Annotated in this window: 24 protein-coding genes and 1 other annotated feature; of the genes, 2 read left to right on the top strand and 22 right to left on the bottom strand. The window is 37.1% G+C overall.

Going from position 1 to position 19,635, the window contains the following annotated elements; all coding sequences use genetic code 11:
- Positions 1–50: 50 nt before the first annotated feature.
- Together secDF and VIG73_RS07980 are read right to left on the bottom strand one after the other, a co-directional pair.
- Positions 51–2,306: a protein translocase subunit SecDF gene (secDF, locus tag VIG73_RS07985; protein ID WP_331640752.1), complete on the bottom strand. Its 2,256-nt coding sequence runs from the start codon at positions 2,304–2,306 to the stop codon at positions 51–53.
- 47 nt (positions 2,307–2,353) lie between these two features.
- Positions 2,354–2,638: a post-transcriptional regulator gene (locus VIG73_RS07980; protein ID WP_331640750.1), complete on the bottom strand. Its 285-nt coding sequence runs from the start codon at positions 2,636–2,638 to the stop codon at positions 2,354–2,356.
- Between the two features lie 115 nt (positions 2,639–2,753).
- Here VIG73_RS07980 and spoVB point away from each other — a divergent pair, with 115 nt between their 5' ends.
- Complete coding sequence (gene spoVB / locus VIG73_RS07975; RefSeq protein WP_331640749.1) at positions 2,754–4,298, top strand: stage V sporulation protein B; 1,545 nt, start codon at positions 2,754–2,756, stop codon at positions 4,296–4,298.
- Positions 4,299–4,365: 67 nt separating this feature from the next.
- Positions 4,366–4,740, top strand: a complete 375-nt coding sequence (locus VIG73_RS07970) for a TIGR04086 family membrane protein (RefSeq protein WP_331640748.1) — start codon at positions 4,366–4,368, stop codon at positions 4,738–4,740.
- A gap of 50 nt (positions 4,741–4,790) precedes the next feature.
- Here the strand turns inward: VIG73_RS07970 and yajC are convergent, their stop codons facing one another.
- The 20 genes from yajC to minC all read right to left on the bottom strand — a co-directional run bounded on the left by yajC (position 4,791) and on the right by minC (position 19,614).
- On the bottom strand, positions 4,791–5,063 hold the full coding sequence (gene yajC / locus VIG73_RS07965; protein ID WP_331640746.1) for a preprotein translocase subunit YajC: 273 nt from the start codon (positions 5,061–5,063) through the stop codon (positions 4,791–4,793).
- A gap of 29 nt (positions 5,064–5,092) precedes the next feature.
- The gene (gene tgt / locus VIG73_RS07960) at positions 5,093–6,232 is read right to left on the bottom strand and encodes a tRNA guanosine(34) transglycosylase Tgt (RefSeq protein WP_331640744.1); all 1,140 of its coding nucleotides are present in this window, start codon (positions 6,230–6,232) and stop codon (positions 5,093–5,095) included.
- A gap of 11 nt (positions 6,233–6,243) precedes the next feature.
- A complete protein-coding gene (gene queA / locus VIG73_RS07955; RefSeq protein WP_331640742.1) occupies positions 6,244–7,266 on the bottom strand; it encodes a tRNA preQ1(34) S-adenosylmethionine ribosyltransferase-isomerase QueA in 1,023 nt (340 codons plus the stop codon).
- Positions 7,267–7,287: 21 nt separating this feature from the next.
- Positions 7,288–7,479 carry a DUF2905 domain-containing protein gene (locus VIG73_RS07950; RefSeq protein ID WP_331640740.1) on the bottom strand — a complete coding sequence of 64 codons (192 nt, stop codon included), beginning with the start codon at positions 7,477–7,479 and terminating at the stop codon, positions 7,288–7,290.
- Between the two features lie 2 nt (positions 7,480–7,481).
- Positions 7,482–8,486 carry a Holliday junction branch migration DNA helicase RuvB gene (gene ruvB / locus VIG73_RS07945; RefSeq protein WP_331640738.1) on the bottom strand — a complete coding sequence of 335 codons (1,005 nt, stop codon included), beginning with the start codon at positions 8,484–8,486 and terminating at the stop codon, positions 7,482–7,484.
- 16 nt (positions 8,487–8,502) lie between these two features.
- Positions 8,503–9,108, bottom strand: a complete 606-nt coding sequence (gene ruvA / locus VIG73_RS07940) for a Holliday junction branch migration protein RuvA (protein WP_331640735.1) — start codon at positions 9,106–9,108, stop codon at positions 8,503–8,505.
- A 101-nt stretch (positions 9,109–9,209) separates the two neighbouring features.
- On the bottom strand, positions 9,210–9,938 hold the full coding sequence (locus tag VIG73_RS07935) for a YebC/PmpR family DNA-binding transcriptional regulator (protein WP_331640733.1): 729 nt from the start codon (positions 9,936–9,938) through the stop codon (positions 9,210–9,212).
- 107 nt (positions 9,939–10,045) lie between these two features.
- Positions 10,046–10,573 carry a YhcN/YlaJ family sporulation lipoprotein gene (locus VIG73_RS07930; protein ID WP_331640731.1) on the bottom strand — a complete coding sequence of 176 codons (528 nt, stop codon included), beginning with the start codon at positions 10,571–10,573 and terminating at the stop codon, positions 10,046–10,048.
- A gap of 56 nt (positions 10,574–10,629) precedes the next feature.
- Entirely contained in the window at positions 10,630–11,367 is a 738-nt protein-coding gene (gene nadE, locus VIG73_RS07925; protein ID WP_331640729.1) for an NAD(+) synthase, read from the bottom strand.
- Between the two features lie 131 nt (positions 11,368–11,498).
- Complete coding sequence (gene safA / locus VIG73_RS07920) at positions 11,499–12,410, bottom strand: SafA/ExsA family spore coat assembly protein (RefSeq protein WP_331640727.1); 912 nt, start codon at positions 12,408–12,410, stop codon at positions 11,499–11,501.
- 500 nt (positions 12,411–12,910) lie between these two features.
- The gene (locus VIG73_RS07915) at positions 12,911–13,375 is read right to left on the bottom strand and encodes an ACT domain-containing protein (protein ID WP_331640725.1); all 465 of its coding nucleotides are present in this window, start codon (positions 13,373–13,375) and stop codon (positions 12,911–12,913) included.
- Positions 13,376–13,380: 5 nt separating this feature from the next.
- A complete protein-coding gene (obgE, locus tag VIG73_RS07910; protein WP_331640723.1) occupies positions 13,381–14,661 on the bottom strand; it encodes a GTPase ObgE in 1,281 nt (426 codons plus the stop codon).
- 5 nt (positions 14,662–14,666) lie between these two features.
- Positions 14,667–15,185 (bottom strand): Spo0B domain-containing protein, encoded by a 519-nt coding sequence (locus VIG73_RS07905; RefSeq protein WP_331640721.1) that lies wholly within the window; start codon positions 15,183–15,185, stop codon positions 14,667–14,669.
- A gap of 111 nt (positions 15,186–15,296) precedes the next feature.
- Positions 15,297–15,587: a 50S ribosomal protein L27 gene (gene rpmA / locus VIG73_RS07900; protein WP_331640719.1), complete on the bottom strand. Its 291-nt coding sequence runs from the start codon at positions 15,585–15,587 to the stop codon at positions 15,297–15,299.
- Positions 15,588–15,600: 13 nt separating this feature from the next.
- Positions 15,601–15,930 (bottom strand): ribosomal-processing cysteine protease Prp, encoded by a 330-nt coding sequence (locus tag VIG73_RS07895; RefSeq protein WP_331640717.1) that lies wholly within the window; start codon positions 15,928–15,930, stop codon positions 15,601–15,603.
- 29 nt (positions 15,931–15,959) lie between these two features.
- On the bottom strand, positions 15,960–16,268 hold the full coding sequence (rplU, locus tag VIG73_RS07890) for a 50S ribosomal protein L21 (RefSeq protein WP_331640715.1): 309 nt from the start codon (positions 16,266–16,268) through the stop codon (positions 15,960–15,962).
- Positions 16,269–16,280: 12 nt separating this feature from the next.
- Positions 16,281–16,351: a sequence feature (ribosomal protein L21 leader region), on the bottom strand.
- A gap of 57 nt (positions 16,352–16,408) precedes the next feature.
- Positions 16,409–17,260: a site-2 protease family protein gene (locus VIG73_RS07885; protein ID WP_331640713.1), complete on the bottom strand. Its 852-nt coding sequence runs from the start codon at positions 17,258–17,260 to the stop codon at positions 16,409–16,411.
- The gene (locus VIG73_RS07880; RefSeq protein WP_331640711.1) at positions 17,247–18,011 is read right to left on the bottom strand and encodes a M23 family metallopeptidase; all 765 of its coding nucleotides are present in this window, start codon (positions 18,009–18,011) and stop codon (positions 17,247–17,249) included. The genes VIG73_RS07885 and VIG73_RS07880 overlap by 14 nt, the downstream gene beginning before the upstream one ends.
- A 120-nt stretch (positions 18,012–18,131) precedes the next feature.
- Complete coding sequence (gene minD, locus VIG73_RS07875; RefSeq protein WP_331640709.1) at positions 18,132–18,929, bottom strand: septum site-determining protein MinD; 798 nt, start codon at positions 18,927–18,929, stop codon at positions 18,132–18,134.
- On the bottom strand, positions 18,922–19,614 hold the full coding sequence (gene minC / locus VIG73_RS07870) for a septum site-determining protein MinC (RefSeq protein ID WP_331640707.1): 693 nt from the start codon (positions 19,612–19,614) through the stop codon (positions 18,922–18,924). The genes minD and minC overlap by 8 nt, the downstream gene beginning before the upstream one ends.
- Positions 19,615–19,635 lie beyond the last annotated feature (21 nt).

Genomic DNA, 19,635 nt, shown 5'->3' with positions numbered 1-19,635 from the left:
AAAGTAAAACTCCCATACTCTTTATGAATATGGGAGTTCTATTTTCTAATTTAAACTTGTGGGCCCTCAACACGTTTTTTCTTTCTAAAATCGACGGGCTTTTTAGGAAGCATTTTGCCCCGCCATACAAGCCACAACTGGGAAGCTAAGAATAGTGACGAATATGTTCCCATTATTAAACCGACCGTTAAGGCTAGTGCAAAAGGTGCAATAGATGGCGCACCTAAGATTAAAAATGATAGGACGGCAAGTATGGTGGTAATCGATGTATTAATACTTCGGGTGAAAGTTTGTAATAAACTATTATTAATAATTCGTGCCAGCTCTTTTTTAGAACGGATTCGTTTTTCTTTTCTTAGATTTTCACGAATTCGGTCAAACGTAACAATCGTATCGTTAATCGAGTAACCGACAATGGTTAAAATAGCTGCAACAATCGTAATATCAAACTCTATTCGAGTTACACTGAAAAAGACGAGTATGAAAAAGGCGTCATGAAGGAGAGCTATTATAGCTGTTACAGCAAAATAAATTTCAAAACGGAATGTGACATAAATAATCATACCGATTGTTGCAAGTCCAACAGCAATAAGCGCATTTTTCACAAGCTCTTCTCCGACTATTGGTGATACAACGCTAACGTTTGGCTCGATATCAAATTTATCCATAAAAAATTTCTTCACTTCTTTAATTTTACTATCAGATAATACCGTATCGAACCGTGCTACAGCAATTTCTTTATCATCACCTGATAAAACGATTGATTTAGCTTCCACATCAAATTGTGCAAAATCTTGCTCAATTTCCTCTGCTTTCAATGATGTATCGGCCATCACTTCAATACGTGAACCACTTGTAAAGTCAATGCCTGGATTAAGTTGAAAGAGAACTAATGATATGGCTCCGATAATGACCATTAAAGCTGAAGCTATGAAAAACTTTTTCTTGTGTTGGACGACATTGATTTTACGTCCCATAAAGGAAGCTTCTTTTTCTTCTTTTTCAGATATATGACGAATGCTTTCTTTCTTGACACCGAACCAACTTGGACGACTCTTTAAGAACGGCAGACGTATCCAAAGTTGTAATAGTAGGCGTGTGCCATAAACCGCTGTTAAAAAGCTCACAATAATACTAACAATTAACATTGTAGCGAATCCCTTAACAGCGCTAGTTCCATAGGCGAATAAGATGACAGCGGCTAACAGTGTCGTTAAATTCGCATCTAAAATAGATCTAAGTGAATTTTTTGTTCCAGCTTTAAATGAGGCGGGTAACGATTTACCAGAACGAATTTCTTCCTTTATTCGTTCAAATGTAATAACGTTCGCATCAACAGCCATACCGACCCCTAGAATCAGGGCTGCAATTCCAGGCAATGTGAGCACACCATGCATTAATTTAAACACGAGTAATATAAGAAATACATATAAGACGAGATTAACCGATGCAATCATGCCTGGAAAACGGTAGACAATAAGCATAAATAAAAGGATTAAACCAATTCCAATTATACCTGCAAACACTGTTTTATTTAATGCTTGTTCCCCGAATTGTGCACCAACAGATGTTGAGTATAGTTCTTTCATATTAACCGGTAATGACCCTGAGTTAATAATATCCGCTAAATACTTCGCCTCTTCGATTGTAAAGCTACCTTCAATCATAACATCTGTCGTGTTTAACGTATCGTTTACTGCAGGAGATGAAACGAATTTAGGTTCTTCTTTAGTAGCCTCTTCTTTAAATGAATCTCCTTCTTCGTAATCCATCCAAATGACGAGTAAATTATTCGGTGCACCCATGTTTTTTATTTTCGTTGTAACGTCTGCAAATTTCGATGCACTTTTTAATTGTAATGTCACAATAGGCTGATTTGTGTCTTGATGGAAGTCCTGTTTAGCACTTCCTTCCTTCACATCCGCCCCATCGAGAAGCTTATTATCGTTGACATCACGGAAAGACAGGACAGCACTTGTTGCTAACATATCCCTTGCTTGTTGTTGATCCTTAACACCTGCAAGTTGAACACGTATACGGTCCTCCCCTTCAATATCAATATTTGATTCACTAATACCTAGACGGTTAACACGATCATTTAAGGTTCTTACAGTTCCTTCTAAAAGTGTACGTGTTATCTTTTGATCATCATCGACCGGTTTGACTTCGTAAAGAATTTCGAAGCCACCTTGAAGATCTAATCCTAAATTAATATCTTTTACAATACCTTTTGTTTGTGTTCCGACCGTTAATCCAATGAGGATTACGATAAGGAAAAAGGCGATTATTCTGCCTTTGTTTTTCATTCAACTTACTCCTTTCTCTCCTTAACCAAAACAGTTAGTCGTCATGCTTATTTTTTTGTGAGCGCTTGAATGGAAGCCATCAAATCATCTGCTTGGTAAGCATCAATGGTCATATAATTCATATATTCGGTTGTACTAAGATGATAAACTTCCTGGACAATTTCATGTAATCGTCTCTCGGGGTTGCCTTTCCATACGCGTTCGACTAAACAGTTCCACACATCCTCCAGCGTCACTTTTGAATATCCTAATAATTTAAATTCTTGCACTTTACTCTCTAAGACAGGATGGATGTAAGCTTTCCATTCCTGAACAGTCTTAGTCGTTTCCAAGCCATCTCCCCCGCTTTCTAATTTAATTATGTAATCTTGTCATGTCTGTCCTACTTTATAGCATATATATCATTGTATATGAAAACTTTATTTTTGAGAAGGCAGGTTAGCCAAGTTGTCTAAACAAACTTTTTTAAAAGGGACATTAATTTTAATATGTGCTGGCATGATTACGCGTCTGTTAGGATTTGTTAATCGACTTGTTCTGGCTCGATTAATCGGCGAAGAAGGGGTCGGTTTGTTCATGATGGCATTACCTACATTGTTTCTCATCATTGCTATGACGCAAATGGGACTACCAATAGCCATTTCAAAACGTGTTGCAGAAGCTGAAGCACAGCAAAATAAGGAAAAGGTAAAACAAATTCTTGTCGTTTCATTAGTGATTACTTCTATTTCTAGTATCATCTTTACGACAGTTATGATTCTAGGTGGATCATTTATTGCGACGACATTATTAACGGATGAACGAACTTTCTATCCACTAATAGCGATTAGTCCAATTGTTCCAATCATCGCTATCGCCGCTGTAATCAGAGGTTACTTTCAAGGTAAACAAAATATGAAACCACAAAGCATTGCCATGGTTATTGAACAAATCATCCGCATATCTTGTGTCTATCTCTTTGTTAAACTACTTCTTCCCTATGGTATTGAGTTTGCTGCTGCAGGCGCGATGTTCAGTGTGATCTTAGGCGAATTCATATCGCTATTATACATGGTTTACCAATTCAGACAGGAAAAGTCAGTAAAAATAAGAACAAACTTCTTTAACACATTACGTTCTAGTAGACAAGCATTACAAGAGTTATTCTCGATTGCTTTACCAACTACTGGGAGTCGTATGATTGGTTCCATTTCTTATTTCTTCGAACCGATTATCGTTTCCCAGAGTCTAGCGATTGCGGGTATTACGACAGCACTTGCTACTAAACAATATGGAGAATTAGCTGGTTATGTTCTGCCACTTTTACTTTTACCAACTTTTATTACAAATTCATTAGCGGTTGCTCTTGTGCCATCTATATCAGAAGCTGATGCCAGATCACATCACGCACTTATTCATTATCGGATTCATCAGGCAATCCGTATTTCTTTTGCATCTGGTGCAATTGCAACAATTATCCTTTCGTTATATTCTAAAGAGATTTTAACCATTATTTATGGTACAGCTAATGCCAGTCCCTTTATCATCTTGATGGCACCCTTTTTTATATTGCTTTATATTCAATCCCCTCTACAGGCAGCATTACAGGCCTTAGATTTAGCTAAACCAGCGATGTGGAATAGTTTATTTGGGAATCTAATGAAGTTTATTATTTTATTCTTGCTAGCGTCTAATCAACAATTTGGCATTATGGGAGTCGCTATTGCTATGTGTGTTGGGGTTGTTTTAGTCACTTTATTACATCTTTTTACATTAAAAAAGGCAATTCAATTTCATATCCCTTTTTATGATTTAATCAAAATGATTGCGCTTCTTGGAATCACTTGGTTGATTGGGCGGTTTATATATAATCAAGCAATCTCAATTGACATCGGATTATTAATCACTCATTGTTTAATCCTTGGAGTCATCTATGTCTTACTATTATTCGTCTTAAGATTTATTACAAGAGACGAATTAACACAACTTCCGTTTATTAATCGTTGGTTTTAAATTGGTCTAAACAAGGGGATATTTGAATAAACTAACGATAGATGGACAATCATGACGAGGGGGGAGTATGTTGCGCCAACAAGTAAGCAGTTTATTTTACGGGTGGATCATCATTTTAAGTATCATCCTTGTGACAAGTTTCATCTTGGCTTTTTTACTACGTTTTACCGAATTAAATGATCCTACTCTTTCATGGGTCACTTTAGTCGTGGGATTATTTGCCTTTTTCTCAGGAGGACTTGTCGCTGGTATGAAAGGGAAGTCAAAAGGTTGGATGACAGGTATGATAACAGGTGGTAGTATGACATTGGTAATCTTTCTTATCCAGTATCTTGGGTATAAACAGGGATTTTCTTTTGAACAGTTTCTCTTCCATATCGGCTATATATTTGCTGCAATGTTTGGCGGCGTTATTGGGGTTAATCTAACGGTAGATGGTTAATCGAAAGGTTGTTAAAAGGGAAGTCGTTAAGCAACTTCCCTTTCATTTACTCACTCTTGATTTAAGACTTCACGAACTGCTCCACGGTCATATGTAAGTTTTGTACCGTCTTCAGCTTGAATAACAATTGTATTCTCATCCATCGCATGAATTACACCGTGAAGTCCACCAATGGTGATAATTTTATCCCCTTTTTGAAGGTCTGCTTGCATCTGTTGAACTTGTTGTTGTCGCTTCTTTTGTGGGCGAATTAACATGAAATAAAAGATAACAAACATTAATATTATGGGAATCAATGGTCCAAGTGCTCCTAATCCTTCCATTTTATCCCCTCCTTTCGCATATACTTATTTTAAAAGTTTTTTGCATTTGGTTTGTTTAAACCATATTGTTCAAAGAATGCCTCTCTAAAATCACCTAAGCGATCTTCTTTTATAGCTTCTCGAACCTGCTTCATTAAGTTTAACAGAAAATACAAGTTATGATAAGTAGTAAGTCGAAATCCAAACGTTTCATTACATTTAATTAAATGTCTAATATAAGCACGCGAATAGTTTTGACAGACATGACAATCACAATTTTCATCTATAGGACGAAAATCCCGTGCATATTTAGCATTGCGAACAACTAAACGACCAGTTGATGTCATACATGTTCCATTACGAGCGATTCGCGTCGGTAATACACAATCAAACATATCGACACCACGAATCGAGGCGTCAATCAATGAATCTGGTGAGCCGACCCCCATGAGATAACGCGGCTTATTAGCTGGTAATTCAGGTGTTGTAAATTCCAACACACGGTTCATCACATCTTTCGGTTCACCAACTGACAAGCCACCAATCGCATAACCTGGAAAGTCTAGTGATATAAGATCACGTGCACTTTGCTTGCGAAGGTCTTCAAACTCTCCTCCTTGGACAATTCCAAATAACCCTTGTTTGTCTTTCCGTGTATGTGCTTCTAGACATCTTTCTGCCCAACGCGAGGTTCTTTCAACAGATGATTTCATATAATCATAAGAAGCAGGGTATGGTGGACATTCATCAAATGCCATCATTATATCTGATCCTAGGATATTTTGAATCTGTGTTGCCTTTTCCGGTGACAAAAAGAGCTTTTCTCCATTTAAATGATTACGAAAATGAACACCCTCTTCTTCGATGACACGCATGTCACTTAAACTAAACACTTGAAAGCCCCCTGAATCAGTCAAAATAGATCCATCCCAATTCATAAAGCGATGTAACCCGCCAGCTTCTTCAATAATATCTTCTCCTGGCCGTAACCATAGATGATATGTATTAGATAAAATAATATGAGCATCCATCGACTTCAAGTCTTCCGGGCTCATCGTCTTAACTGTAGCTAGTGTTCCCACTGGCATAAAGATCGGTGTTTCAAAGGAACCATGAGGTGTTGTTACACGACCCAAGCGGGCACCGGTTTGTTTACATGTTTTAATCAATTCATATTTAATTGGTCCCATCAACTTCCCTCCTAAATAATTAGCATGGCGTCACCAAAACTAAAAAAACGGTAACGCTCTAATACAGCCTGTTCATAAGCATTCAATACAGCTTCTCTTCCTGCTAAAGCACTGACCAACATGATTAATGTTGACTTCGGCAAATGAAAATTTGTTAGTAGACCGTTAATCGCTTTCCATTCATAGGGTGGATAAATAAATATGTCGGTCCATCCAGAAGATTCAGTAAAGGTTCCGTATTTATTAACGATTGTTTCTAGCGTTCTTGTAGATGTCGTCCCAACTGCAATAATTCTACCACCATTTGCTTTCACTTGATTTAATGTATGAGCCGTTTCTTTTGACATTTGATAATATTCCGAATGCATATGATGACTCTCTATCTTTTCTACATTCACTGGGCGAAATGTTCCTAGCCCAACATGTAATGTAACTGTTGCAATGTTAACACCTAATGCTTTTATCTCGTCTAATAAATCATTTGTAAAATGGAGCCCTGCTGTTGGGGCTGCTGCAGAGCCTTTTTCTTTTGCATAAACGGTTTGATAACGTTCATTTTCCGATAATTGCGCTTTAATATACGGTGGTAATGGCATTTTACCGAGTTCATCTAATATTTCATAGAAAATCCCATCATAAGAAAATGTCAACTGACGGCCACCCTGTTCTAATATATCCGTACAAGTTGCTTTAAGCCCGTTACCAAATGAAAGTACAGTTCCTAATTTCACTTTTTTCGCTGGTTTGACAAGTGTTTCCCATGTATCATTCTCAAGCACATGTAATAGTAGGACTTCAATCTTGGCCCCCGTATCCTCTTTTACACCAAATAAGCGTGCAGGAAGAACTTGTGTATTATTTAAAACAAGGCAATCTCCAGGTTGTACATAGTCTTTTATGGCTGGAAATTTTCGATGACGTATTTCTTTTGTTTCCTTGTCCAAAACTAATAATCGTGAATCTGTTCTTTCTTTTAGAGGTGTCTGAGCGATTAATTCTTCTGGTAAATAAAAATCGAATTCATTGACATTCATAGTGTTTCTCCTTTTCAGGTCTTAACGAAATTTATTTATAAGTAAAAAAAGCAATGATAAGATAACACTGACAACAATCGATGTCATAAGTGGGAAATGAAAGGTTACATTTCCTTTTTTAAAGGTAAAATCACCAGGGAGCTTACCAATGAATGTCCAAATCATACCAATGATGATTAATACCGTTCCCAGTATAATCAACATTTTACCCATATTCATGATTCATCATTCACTTTCATACCGAAATGAAGATATGCTTTTGGCGTAGCAACTCGCCCTCTCGGTGTTCGCTGGATAAATCCCATTTGCAATAAATAAGGTTCATAGACATCTTCAATTGTTTCTGGTTCTTCTCCAATGGTCGCCGCAATTGTGTCTAAACCGACTGGACCACCTTTGAAATCGACAATAATACCTTTTAGTAATTTATGGTCGATATGATCAAGTCCTGCATCATCAACTTGCAACATATTTAGTGCTAAATGTGTGACGTTTAAACTTATTTCAGTCTCACCTCTCACTTGAGAGATATCACGTATTCGTTTTAATAAACGGTTCGCTATTCTCGGTGTTCCGCGTGAGCGTCGTGCTACTTCAAGTGCCGCCTCATCCTGGATTGATGTTTCAAAAATATCAGCTGTCCGTTTGACAATTTCACATAGTGACTCTTCATTATAAAATTCGAGTCGACTTAAGATACCAAAGCGATCTCGTAATGGTGCAGATAACAGTCCTGCTCTTGTCGTCGCTCCCACTAAAGTAAAGGGAGGTAAATCAATTCGTACTGACCTTGCACTTGGTCCAGTTCCGATAACAATATCTAAAAAGAAGTCTTCCATCGCTGGATAGAGAATTTCTTCAACTGAACGTGGTAATCGGTGAACCTCATCAATAAATAACACATCGCCAGGCTCTAAAGATGATAAGATAGCTGCTAAATCCCCAGCGCGTTCTATAGCTGGACCAGACGTTGAACGAAATTGAACCCCCATCTCATTGGCAATAATAGCTGCTAGAGTCGTTTTTCCGAGTCCAGGTGGGCCATATAAGAGAACATGATCAAGCGGTTCGTTGCGCATCTTTGCTGCCTGTATAAAAATGCGAAGGTTCTCTTTCACCTTATCTTGTCCAATATATTGGTCTAATCGACTTGGGCGTAAACTCAATTCTATGGTTGTATCTTCTTCTAGTAATTCTCCATCAACCATCCGTTCTTCCATCTCGATGACCCCCTATTTATTTTTTTGCAAATAATGTGAGTGCTTTTCGAATAATAGCATCCGTTTCTTGAATATTTTCCTTTTGAATATGAGGAAAGACATGATTAATCTCTTTGTCCGAATAACCAAGGGCAGATAATGCCGCTTTTGCTTCACCATATTGGTCTTGTGAGAGATCAGCAGTAGCATCTTTAGATATATCAGGCGTTGACAGTGAGAACAGCGTTGTTAATTTTCCTTTTAAATCTAAAATAATTTGCCGTGATGTTTTCTTTCCAACACCTGGAAAACTTGTTAAATATTTAGCATCTTCCCGTTCAATTGCTGCTACAAATTGTGGGATGTCAATATTCGCCATGATCCCAATGGCTCCTTTTGGTCCAATCCCTGAAACGGAAATGAGTTGCATAAACAATTGTTTTTCATCTTGTGTTTGGAACCCGTACAATAATTGTGCATCTTCTCGTACATGATGATATGTATAGACTTTAACTTCTTTATTTAAGGATGATTGGAATTTAAAGGGGTTCGGACAAATGACTTCATAGCCTAGTCCATTGACCTCGATAATCATTGATTCATCTAAAATTTCCATTAACATACCTTTTATATAGGCAATCATGTACCATTCTCCTTTAATGCCTTATCATATTTTTTATTATATTAAACAAAATGGTGATTACGATGAAAAACTTCCACCCTTAAGAATGGAAGTTTTTCATGTTAATCATTAGACTGCATATTATGGTAAATATCTTGAACATCTTCACTATCTTCAAGCATTTCGATTAAATCATGCATTTTTTCTTCAGCATCTACGGCGATTTCAGTATATGTTTGTGGTAGCAAGGTTATTTCTGCTTCTTCCAAGTTAAATCCTTTTTCAGTTAAGTGATTCCTTACCTCTTTGAATTGTTCAGGCAATGTTAATATTTCAAATACATTGTTTTGGGTAAGAATATCATCTGCTCCTGCTTCAATTGCTTCTAAGGTCAGTTCTTCTTCATCGACCCCAGTTTCGTTAGCAATAACAATGTATCCTTTCCGATCAAACATGAACGACACACTACCCGTTTCCCCTAAATTACCACCATTTTTACTAAAGGCATGGCGAATTTCAGCGGCTGTTCGATTTCGATTATCAGTGAGAACATGCACAATAACAGCTACACCACCTGGCCCATAACCTTCATAAGTTACTTCTTCATAACTAACGCCATCCAATGTGCCGGTAGCTTTTTTGATTGCACGTTCAATATTATCATTCGGCATATTATCCGCTCGTGCTTTATCAATGGCAGTTCTTAATGCCGGATTCATCTCTGGATCGCCGCCACCTTCTTTCGCTGCTACATAAATATTTTTAGCATGACGCATAAAGATTTTACCTCTCTTAGCGTCTTGTGCACCTTTACGTCGTTTAATATTATTCCACTTTGAATGACCTGCCATTGGCCTAACTCCTCTCTATCACCAAAACATTATCTCTAATCGTAAAAATAAAAGTCCTATACTATAATATAGCAAATGATGAGACAGAGTTAAAGGTGAAATATATTTTAATCACCAAACCAATTGTCAAAAAGCGTTTCAGGGTTATCAATGTTCTTAGAGCGAAGTTCACGCATCCGGTCCCAGTGAATATGGTCCGTATACACGATAATTGTTTTGTTAGGAAACATCTCTTCAACTGACCGCTTTATATCAGTTGCTATGTTCGGGTCCTCTTGAAAGCGATTGCTTAATATAACGCCAATGACAATACGGTCTTCTGTAGAAGCAACTTGAGCCTGTTTTACTTCCTTAAACGTTCTAAGATGCTCTTCAAGTTTAGCCGATTCATCGTTTGTGAAAATGTCTGTATATGGTCCTTTATCTGGGCCTTTATTAAAATTACGATAACTTTGTGGATAGCCACCTTGTTCCCCAATGGATTTTTCACGGACACCGAGTCGCCCTTTTTGTTGTTCTTTTGTTTCAAAATGAATCGGCTGGGTATTATTGTTTTTCACAGCATTTTCATGTTGATTTGGAGATGAACAGGCAGCACAACTTAACACGATTAATAATATCATTAATTGACGCATATAAAAAACCTCCTTATTCCTTATTTTGAATAAAGGAGGGTTTTTTACACATGGTATTATTCGGTGAATTGAAATGGTGTTGGTGTATGACGTTTATGTTCTGTGCGTTTATGCATCGCTTTTATTATTTTCTGATGTTCTTCCGGAATAGGTTCACCATTTAAATAAGCATCAATCATATCATAAGTAGTCCCCATCTCTTTTTCGTCTGTTTGGCCTTCCCATAAATCTGCACTCGGTTCTTTTTCAATAACTTCCTTTGGTACACCTAAATAGGCAGCCATTTCACGTACTTCAGCCTTCGTTAAATCGATAATTGGTAATAAATCAACACCGCCATCACCATATTTCGTGAAATAACCTGTATACCACTCTGCTTTATTATCTGTACCAACGACCAAATAATTATAATTCGTCGCGACAGTATAGAGTGTACTCATTCGTAGTCTTGCTCGTAAATTGGCATCCGCTAAGCGTTGATTGGCATCATTAACATCCTCGTTAAGTTCATCATTAATTTGATTAAACATTGCTTCATGAATCGTAGTTAAATCAATTGTTAATTCTTTTATACCACATGCTACATTCACTTGTTTCGCATGAGTCATTTCCTCAGGGTTACTTTTAATCGGCATAATGACACTAATCGAATGATTGGGAAAGGCTTTTTTTATTAAAAATGCAACAACTGCTGAATCTAAACCACCACTTACACCAACAATAAGGCCCTTCGTATTTGACTGTTCGACTTGTTCACGGAGCCATGTGACAATAGCTGTTACTTTTTCTTCCATACATCTTCGCTCCTCTAAAAAGTATATACATATCATATGTTACATCTACCTTAGTTTAGCAAAGATTAACCTACTATACATCATTTAAACAAAAAAAGAGACGATTAATCGTCGTCTCTCGCATGTCTTCTTTATTTTTTTTCATCATCGAACATCGGAGATTGTGGTGCATCAAATGGCATTTCAAAATGAGGCGGAGAGTAACCGTGATCTTGTTTGTTAAAATCGTCATACACCTGATGAGTAGGTCGCTCATTTGATTCATGACGATAATGGTCCATATGTGACTCCATCCCGTGATAAGCCGGATAATGCATCGGTCCCATACTATGATGAACTGGAGGATGCATGTGAGATTTCATGTGATGAAAACCGTCATGATGCATACATTTAGGGCACACTTGTATTGGATGTTCATGATGCATACACTTAGGGCACATTGGCATCTGTTGTTCATGATGCCAATGTGGATGTAATGGCATATGACATACTGGGATACAAGGAATAAATGGGAGCATATGATGTGCCTGGTATTCGCTTGGCTTTTTTTCATATACTTTTTTCTTTTTCTTTGTTGGCTTCTCTTTCTTCATCATCTTCATTTCCGGAAATTGAATTGTCGTATATTGATTCTGTTCCATCATTGGCATTTGCTGCATTGTCGGCATTTGCATCAATGGCATTTCTGGTAATTCAGGCATTGCAGGCATTGCAGGCATAATTGGCTCCATCATCGGCATTTTTTCTTCCTTTTTAACCATCTCTTTCGGAGCTTCCATTTTTACTTTAGCTTTTTCCTTTTTTACTGGTTGTTCAGACACAACAAAGTCTTCGTACGGATGTTTTATTTCTTCAGCCTTTTTTTGCACCATTTCTTTCGGGACTGTTTTTTCAACACCAGGAATTTTTATTTTCATTCCTGGCATAATCATATCTGGACTAGCTAAGTGAGTATTCATTGCCTTTAATTGTTCAAAATCAACCCCATACTTTTTGGCTATTTCCCATAGCGTGTCGCCTTTTTGCACAATATGAATTTTCAAGTTAATCTAAACTCCTTTCTTTTTTCATAAAAAGCTGGGCGTTTCACTCTATATCAACATATGCAAGAGTAGACATAATGTTGAACTAATTCATTTCATTTCTGTAAAATCAAAAGGCTGGGACAACATAATATTTGGTTCGCTGGAATGAAAGACAGTATTTGTATACCTTTAAAGACTTTAATGCGAAGTAACTTCAGCTAAGATTCATGACTTGTATACCGTTGAGCGCTTCAACGCGAGCCAAGTTCAACTTACATCACTGACTTACATACAATTGAACACTTCAATGCGAACTAACTTTAATTAACATTTCCGGATATCTTACAAAAGCAATTAATAAATCTGATGAAAGGTGTTGAGAAAGAGAAAACGGCCTTAGCTCTCTGAAATACAGAGCTAAAGCCGAAAAAGTTAATTTTTATTATTTCATCTGTCTACTTGCCAAAGACAACTTCTTTTTTGTCCCAACCTCCTTTAAATGCAGTATTAAGAAATGTTTATGCTTCGGAACTAAGAATATCAACACGTTCGACAAACTCCATCTGTTTTAAATCATGAATTAACGTTTCTATATTTTGGTTAATCTGTGAAATATCAAGTGTCAATGTAACGTTGGCTTTTCCTAAAGTTGGAATCGTTTGGTGAATCGTAAGCACATTACACCTTGCATTAGCTACGATGCGAAGAAGTTTAGATAATGTTCCTGATCGATCTTCTAAATGGAAAAACAAGGTGAGCATTCTCTCCTTTACCATGGCATGAAATGGAAAGACGGCATCTTTATATTTATAAAATGCACTTCTCGACAGTTCAACTTGCTGGACTGCTTCATATATCGTTTTTGCTTTTCCACGTTCTAATAATTCTTTTACTTCAATGGTCTTTAACATTGCTTCTGGTAAGACATCATGTCTAACTAAAAAAAACTTCTCCTCTTTATTATTCACACACACTCCCCCCATTAATCTTAATCAATAAATTCAAATTCATAGCCTAATATACGGACGGTGTCACCATCTGTAGCACCTTTTTCTCTTAATGCGCTGTCAACCCCCATCGTTCGCATTTGCCGTGCAAAGCGACGAACCGCTTCTTCTCTTGTAAAATCAGTCATTTTGAACAGGCGTTCAATTTTATCACCTGTCACAAGAAGTGCACCATCAACATCTCTTGTCACTTCAAACGGTGTTTCTTTTTCTTTATGGCGGTAAATAACTTTTTCTTCCGAACTCTCCTCAATCGGTTTTTGTTTTGGAATACGCTCAAGCAGGTCTGCTGTAGCATATAACAATTCATTTACCCCTTTACGCGTCATACCTGAGATTGGGTAAATTGGTACATCATCACCTATTTGCTCTTTAAATACGGCTAAGTTGTCCTCTGCACCTGGCATATCCATTTTATTCGCCGCGATGATTTGTGGACGCTCTATTAATGTTTCATCATAGGCTTTTAACTCGGCATTGATTTGCTTATAGTCTGCAAATGGATCTCTTCCTTCAAGTCCAGACATATCGATGACGTGAATAAGGACACGAGTTCTTTCAACATGACGAAGAAATTGATGGCCTAACCCTACGCCTTCATGCGCTCCCTCAATTAAGCCCGGCAAATCAGCCATGACAAATGTACGATGATCTTTTGTTTCAACAACACCTAGATTAGGCGCTAATGTTGTAAAATGATAATCAGCTATTTTAGGCTTGGCAGCACTAACAACCGATAGCAATGTCGACTTCCCCACACTTGGAAATCCAACTAAACCAACATCCGCTATAACTTTTAACTCGACTTTTACTTGTAATTCCTCACCAGGTTCACCATTTTCAGCAATATTCGGCGCTGGATCACGTGGTGAAGCAAATTTAACATTCCCGCGTCCACCACGTCCGCCACGAGCAATCACGGCTTTTTGCCCATGTTCTGTTAAATCAGCAATCGGTTCATTTGTTTCTTCATCAAGCACTGTTGTTCCCGGTGGAACGGGAACGATTAGTGGTTCAGCATCTTTACCATGCTTGTTTTTGCTCATACCATTTTCACCACGTTTCGCTTTAAAATGGCGATTATACCTAAAGTCCATTAATGTATTTAAGCCTTCATCAACTTGAAAAACAACATCGCCACCTCTACCGCCATCACCGCCTGCTGGTCCCCCCATAGGGACGTATTTTTCTCTTCGAAATGCGACAATACCGTTTCCACCATCACCAGCTTTAACATATATACTCACTTGATCAACAAACATAATTTTCACACCTTTTTATGTAATGCAACCGAATAGATTGCTGTCATCTTGTCTTTTTTTACCGTATACGACACTTCCTGCATATCAAAATGACGCTCTTTAAGCAAGGAAAAATCTCCATGTAAATCGACATGTATTATCATATCTTCCCCGTCTTCGATTAAATTTATCTTGCCTTCAGAAACTTGTGTATGGTGTATACATGTTAATAATTTTCCGATAATCTCCTGACTTTTCAAAAGTATTGTTTCATCAAGATGTTCAATCGTTTGGGAAAAGTTACTTATTTCATATGTTAATGGATACCAGTTTTCCTCTAATGGTAAGGTAAATAACCACCATGTAAATTTAGGAATACGTAAATAAAACAAACGGCGTTCCTGTTCATAATCTTCAACGACTTCCCCAATTTTGTCAATTGCTAAATCTAATTTTTTCAATTGGATATATCCCTGTATCATTTGTAGCTGATTCATTAACTCATGTCGTCGATATTGGATGAACTGAATGATTTTTTGTTCCATACTGTCACTCCCTTACCACTTGAAGAAAATTATAACAAATAATGTTGTATAACGATACCCTAACATTAAAAAACCCTAGCCTGAACATTAGGCTAGGGTTTTATTAATACATTAAGCTTCAATGGCTACTGGGTATACACTAACTTTTTTACGATCACGTCCGTAACGCTCAAAACGTACGACACCATCAACTTTAGCAAACAAAGTGTCATCTCCCCCACGTCCTACGTTCTCTCCAGGGTAGATCTTTGTTCCACGTTGACGGTAAAGAATCGAACCACCAGTAACAAATTGACCGTCTCCACGTTTAGAGCCTAAACGTTTTGCTTTAGAGTCACGACCGTTACGTGAGCTTCCGACTCCTTTTTTAGTAGCGAAGAATTGTAAATCTAAACGCAACATAACCAGCACCTCCTCATTTGTAATGTATCTTAATAAATTCACCGTAATCACGTTCGATTGTTTCAAGGGAAACGACCATACCCTCTAGTAAGAGCATTGCCTTTTCCTTCGTTGATTGTTCAAGATGGGAAGGCAATGCAACACGAAGGTAGCCTCCTTCTTCACCTTGGTCTATATCAAGATCTATTTGACATAATTCACTCACAGCATTTACTGCACCAAATGATACAGCAGAAACCGCAGCACATACTAAATCATGTCCGTATGGTCCACTTTCTGCATGTCCAGACAGTTCAAAAGCTGTGATAGCATTTTGTTTTCGAAAAACATAAACGTTAATCATGGAAATAATCCTTTACTGTCATTAATACCTTATAGACTAATCTTTTCAACTACTAGTTTAGTATAAGGTTGACGATGACCTTGTGTACGTTTGTAGTTTTTCTTTGCCTTGTATTTGAAAACTCTGATTTTCTTTTGGCGACCTTGTTTTTCAACTTTTGCTGTAACAGTTGCTCCTTCAACATACGGAGAACCAACCTTTACATCATCGCCACCTACAAACAATACTTTATCAAAAGTAACTGTTTCATCTACATCAGCAGAAACTTTTTCCACATAAATTTCTTGACCTTCAACAACTTTAACTTGTTTGCCACCTGTTTCAATAATTGCGTACATGAAATGCACCTCCCTAAGACTAAGACTCGCCATACAGGTACCTTCACGGTTTTCAAACCTGTTCTGAGCGGTTGTAGCACTGGTGCTACGTTTAACAAATAAATGTTACCATATTTATATAAAACTTGTCAATACTTTTTTCAGACAAAGTCACCAATCGGTTGATAAATATACTTTTTTTGAAAATAATACCTTAGACAGTCAGATTCATTTAGGACCTTTTTTGTATCTCCCGGAAAAATAACGTACACAATATGTTTTTTATCACGATGAAACAGATGAAATATATCGATTAATCGCACACTATTATTAACGATAAGTGCCTTTGTTTTTTTAAATGTGCAATCTCTTTTATAACGATTCAATAAAAATCGCATAAAAACATAATATCGTCCCCGCCATTCAGATATATTCTCTAGTAATAAAAAAATAATAAGGAATAACAATGTTAAATGTAAGGGATAAATGATTAACAAAGTAAGTAATCCAATTATACAGGCAAAAACAGACCATACCAACACTTGGTGGTATGCCTTTCGAAAAGGGAAAAATAGAGCCAAACCAAATAATAAAAGTTTGCCACCATCAAGAGGCCATATCGGTAATAAATTAAAGGCTAAAATAACTGTATTATAGAAAAAAAGCATCGCTAAAATAGAATCCGGTAACAAAGCTAGGCCATATAAAACATAATATAGGATATAAATAAAGACATGCTGAAATGGGCCTGCTAGTGTCACTAATAATTCTTCATGCAAGGGTCTTGTCCCATGCTCATCCGTTTCCATAACACCACCAAATATCCAAAACATGATTCGACGTACACGCCATTTGAAGAACATAGCCATGATAACATGACCTAATTCATGAATCACGACAATGCTTAAGATAATAAACAACGAAATAAACGTTCCGGTCACAAAGGAAATACCAATTAATAAGAATAGAAAGGGATGAACGTAAATAGTAGGATATTGCTTATCTCTCTTCATCAATATGAATCACCTGTAATGGATCAAGATAGCGATTATTTTTTTCAACTGAAAAATACACATGCTCACTCTCTTTTGATGGTGTAAATGTACCTATCCTTTCTTTCTCTTGCACGGATTGATAGAGATGGACGTCTAACGAACTTAAAAATCCATAAGTCGTATGGCTCCCATCAGCATGTTGGATAACGACTGTTTTATCTGTTGAACGGTCATTACCAGCAAATATAATCACACCAGCTTTTAATGCAGCTACCGTTTCCTCATGTTCAGGCGCAATTAATACACCCTTTCCATTAGTTGCAAATGATTCCTTGATATTCCCACTGACCGGCAAGGCAACATCGGCCTGATCTGTTATTGCTTTCTCGTAAGAAAACAAGAAAGGATTGCCAAATGTTTCTTGGTACCATTGATTCACTTTTGCAAAAGGAAACTCATCTTGTAAAACAGACCTTGTCCATTCTTTCATCGTTAAGAAGCGATTCGATTCGGATTGTAAAATAAATGCTGCACCAAAAAACAGAACAATTGATAACACACCTTTAATTACAAAGGGTGCTGACGTTCCTTCTTTTTGCGTTCTCTTCGTTACATCTGGAAACATTTTATAAAAGCCATGCTTTTCATCTTCCTGAGGGAATGGGTCTATTTCTTTCCACACTTCTTTCTCACTAGTTACTGTAGCTGGTTTCCGTAGACTTTTTCGCTTATTAATCGCCTTGCGAACATTTCTAATATCTCTATTCATCTGCCTCACAATCCTTTATTACAGTTTGTATATATGTATGAGGCAGAATACAAGTTATGATTGTGAAAGCATTAAAAAAGGATAAAGAACAACAACCTGTTCTTTATCCAACAAAATGTTTTATGACCCCATGCCGAAAAAATGTTTCATTTTTTGAAATAAGCCTTTTTCTTCATCTAATGATTGTAAGGGTACACTCTCACCGAGAATTCTTCTGGCAATGTTTCGATAAGCAATCGCTGACTTCGGTTTTGATTGTAAGGCAATCGGCTCGCCATTATTTGACGCTTTGATCACTTCGTCGTCATCTAATACAATACCGATTAGATCGATTGATAAAATTTGTACAATTTCATCGATATCAAGCATGTCACCATTTTTCATCATATGATTACGGATACGATTAATAACAAGATGAGGAGGTTCAATGTCTTCTTGTTCCAACAATCCGATAATACGATCAGCATCACGTACACTAGACATTTCAGGTGTTGTAACAACTATTGCTTTGTCTGCACCAGCAACCGCGTTTTTAAAACCTTGTTCGATTCCTGCAGGACAGTCAATAATGATATAGTCATATGTCTGTTTTAATTCATTGACAATTTGAACCATCCCCGACTCAGTAATCGCTGATTTATCGCTTGTTTGAGATGCTGGTAATAGCGTTAAGTCATCAAATCGTTTATCTTTTACAAGTGCTTGGTTTAACTTACATCGCCCTTCGATGACATCAACAATATCAAAAATAATTCGATTTTCCAATCCCATAATAACATCAAGGTTTCTTAATCCAATATCTGTATCAATTAAGCAAACTTTTTTGTCCATTAAAGCTAAAGCTGTACCGATATTTGCCGAGGTTGTTGTCTTACCAACTCCACCTTTTCCGGATGTTACAACGATTGCTTCACCCATTTTGCATTCTCCTTTCAAGTTCCTTCAAGTCCCTACGCTGTCGTGTCAACTGTTGCAGACGATCAATCATAATTTTATCTTGCTCAGAGTCAATAAATCCACATTCCATATAAACACCGTCTGACTCATAATCAGGTGCCCGGCTAATATAATTGGCGATGCGTAATTGTGTTGGCTTCATATAAGAAGCAGCAATGATTGCATGTTTATTTCCTTTAACCCCTGCATGTGCTACACCATTTAACCGCCCTAAAACATACACATCACCTGTTGAAACAACTTTCCCACCAGGGTTAACATCCCCGATCAATAACACGTCACCTTTAACTTGTAATACTTGTCCAGACCTTACGACACGTCGATACACTTTTATATCTTGATTTTCTTGCCATTTCTCCATTTCTTCCTTATGAATGACTGCAGAATCAAACATTTCGACCGTAAAATAATCACCTTTTTCGATAATGTTTCTTATTTCTTCTGTATGTTCATGAGATAAATAGCGGTTTCCAAGTTGTACCTTAACAGAAATAACCGGTTCTCCTTGTTTCGGCTTTACTGTCGTTATCTTCTCTTCTAATTCAACAACCAATTCATCGAAGGAACATAAGTCATCCATGAAAATAGTTAGTCCTTCTTCTGTCCCTTTTATTGTAATCAACTGTTTCTTCTGTTCTAGTTTCATATAGTCACCTCACCCAACAGA

The organism is Cerasibacillus sp., assembly GCF_036516575.1.
GTDB lineage: Bacteria > Bacillota > Bacilli > Bacillales > Amphibacillaceae > Cerasibacillus.
This window is presented reverse-complemented; position numbering and strand designations above follow the sequence as displayed.

Excerpts from the sequence above, each read along its gene's own strand:
- ruvB (WP_331640738.1), bottom strand. The coding sequence starts at position 8,486 with ATGGAAGAACGGATGGTTGATGGAGAATTACTAGAAGAAGATACAACC.
- tgt (WP_331640744.1), bottom strand. The coding sequence starts at position 6,232 with ATGGGACCAATTAAATATGAATTGATTAAAACATGTAAACAAACCGGT.
- rplU (WP_331640715.1), bottom strand. The coding sequence starts at position 16,268 with ATGTACGCAATTATTGAAACAGGTGGCAAACAAGTTAAAGTTGTTGAA.
- rpmA (WP_331640719.1), bottom strand. The coding sequence starts at position 15,587 with ATGTTGCGTTTAGATTTACAATTCTTCGCTACTAAAAAAGGAGTCGGA.
- VIG73_RS07950 (WP_331640740.1), bottom strand. The coding sequence starts at position 7,479 with ATGGGTAAAATGTTGATTATACTGGGAACGGTATTAATCATCATTGGT.
- secDF (WP_331640752.1), bottom strand. The coding sequence starts at position 2,306 with ATGAAAAACAAAGGCAGAATAATCGCCTTTTTCCTTATCGTAATCCTC.
- VIG73_RS07935 (WP_331640733.1), bottom strand. The coding sequence starts at position 9,938 with ATGGCAGGTCATTCAAAGTGGAATAATATTAAACGACGTAAAGGTGCA.
- VIG73_RS07905 (WP_331640721.1), bottom strand. The coding sequence starts at position 15,185 with ATGGAACAAAAAATCATTCAGTTCATCCAATATCGACGACATGAGTTA.
- minD (WP_331640709.1), bottom strand. The coding sequence starts at position 18,929 with ATGGGTGAAGCAATCGTTGTAACATCCGGAAAAGGTGGAGTTGGTAAG.
- ruvA (WP_331640735.1), bottom strand. The coding sequence starts at position 9,108 with ATGATTGCCTATATAAAAGGTATGTTAATGGAAATTTTAGATGAATCA.
- queA (WP_331640742.1), bottom strand. The coding sequence starts at position 7,266 with ATGAATGTCAATGAATTCGATTTTTATTTACCAGAAGAATTAATCGCT.
- VIG73_RS07885 (WP_331640713.1), bottom strand. The coding sequence starts at position 17,260 with ATGAAGAGAGATAAGCAATATCCTACTATTTACGTTCATCCCTTTCTA.
- VIG73_RS07880 (WP_331640711.1), bottom strand. The coding sequence starts at position 18,011 with ATGAATAGAGATATTAGAAATGTTCGCAAGGCGATTAATAAGCGAAAA.
- VIG73_RS07970 (WP_331640748.1), top strand. The coding sequence starts at position 4,366 with ATGTTGCGCCAACAAGTAAGCAGTTTATTTTACGGGTGGATCATCATT.
- VIG73_RS07915 (WP_331640725.1), bottom strand. The coding sequence starts at position 13,375 with ATGGGGGGAGTGTGTGTGAATAATAAAGAGGAGAAGTTTTTTTTAGTT.
- nadE (WP_331640729.1), bottom strand. The coding sequence starts at position 11,367 with ATGGAAGAAAAAGTAACAGCTATTGTCACATGGCTCCGTGAACAAGTC.
- VIG73_RS07930 (WP_331640731.1), bottom strand. The coding sequence starts at position 10,573 with ATGCGTCAATTAATGATATTATTAATCGTGTTAAGTTGTGCTGCCTGT.
- minC (WP_331640707.1), bottom strand. The coding sequence starts at position 19,614 with ATGAAACTAGAACAGAAGAAACAGTTGATTACAATAAAAGGGACAGAA.
- obgE (WP_331640723.1), bottom strand. The coding sequence starts at position 14,661 with ATGTTTGTTGATCAAGTGAGTATATATGTTAAAGCTGGTGATGGTGGA.
- yajC (WP_331640746.1), bottom strand. The coding sequence starts at position 5,063 with ATGGAAGGATTAGGAGCACTTGGACCATTGATTCCCATAATATTAATG.
- VIG73_RS07895 (WP_331640717.1), bottom strand. The coding sequence starts at position 15,930 with ATGATTAACGTTTATGTTTTTCGAAAACAAAATGCTATCACAGCTTTT.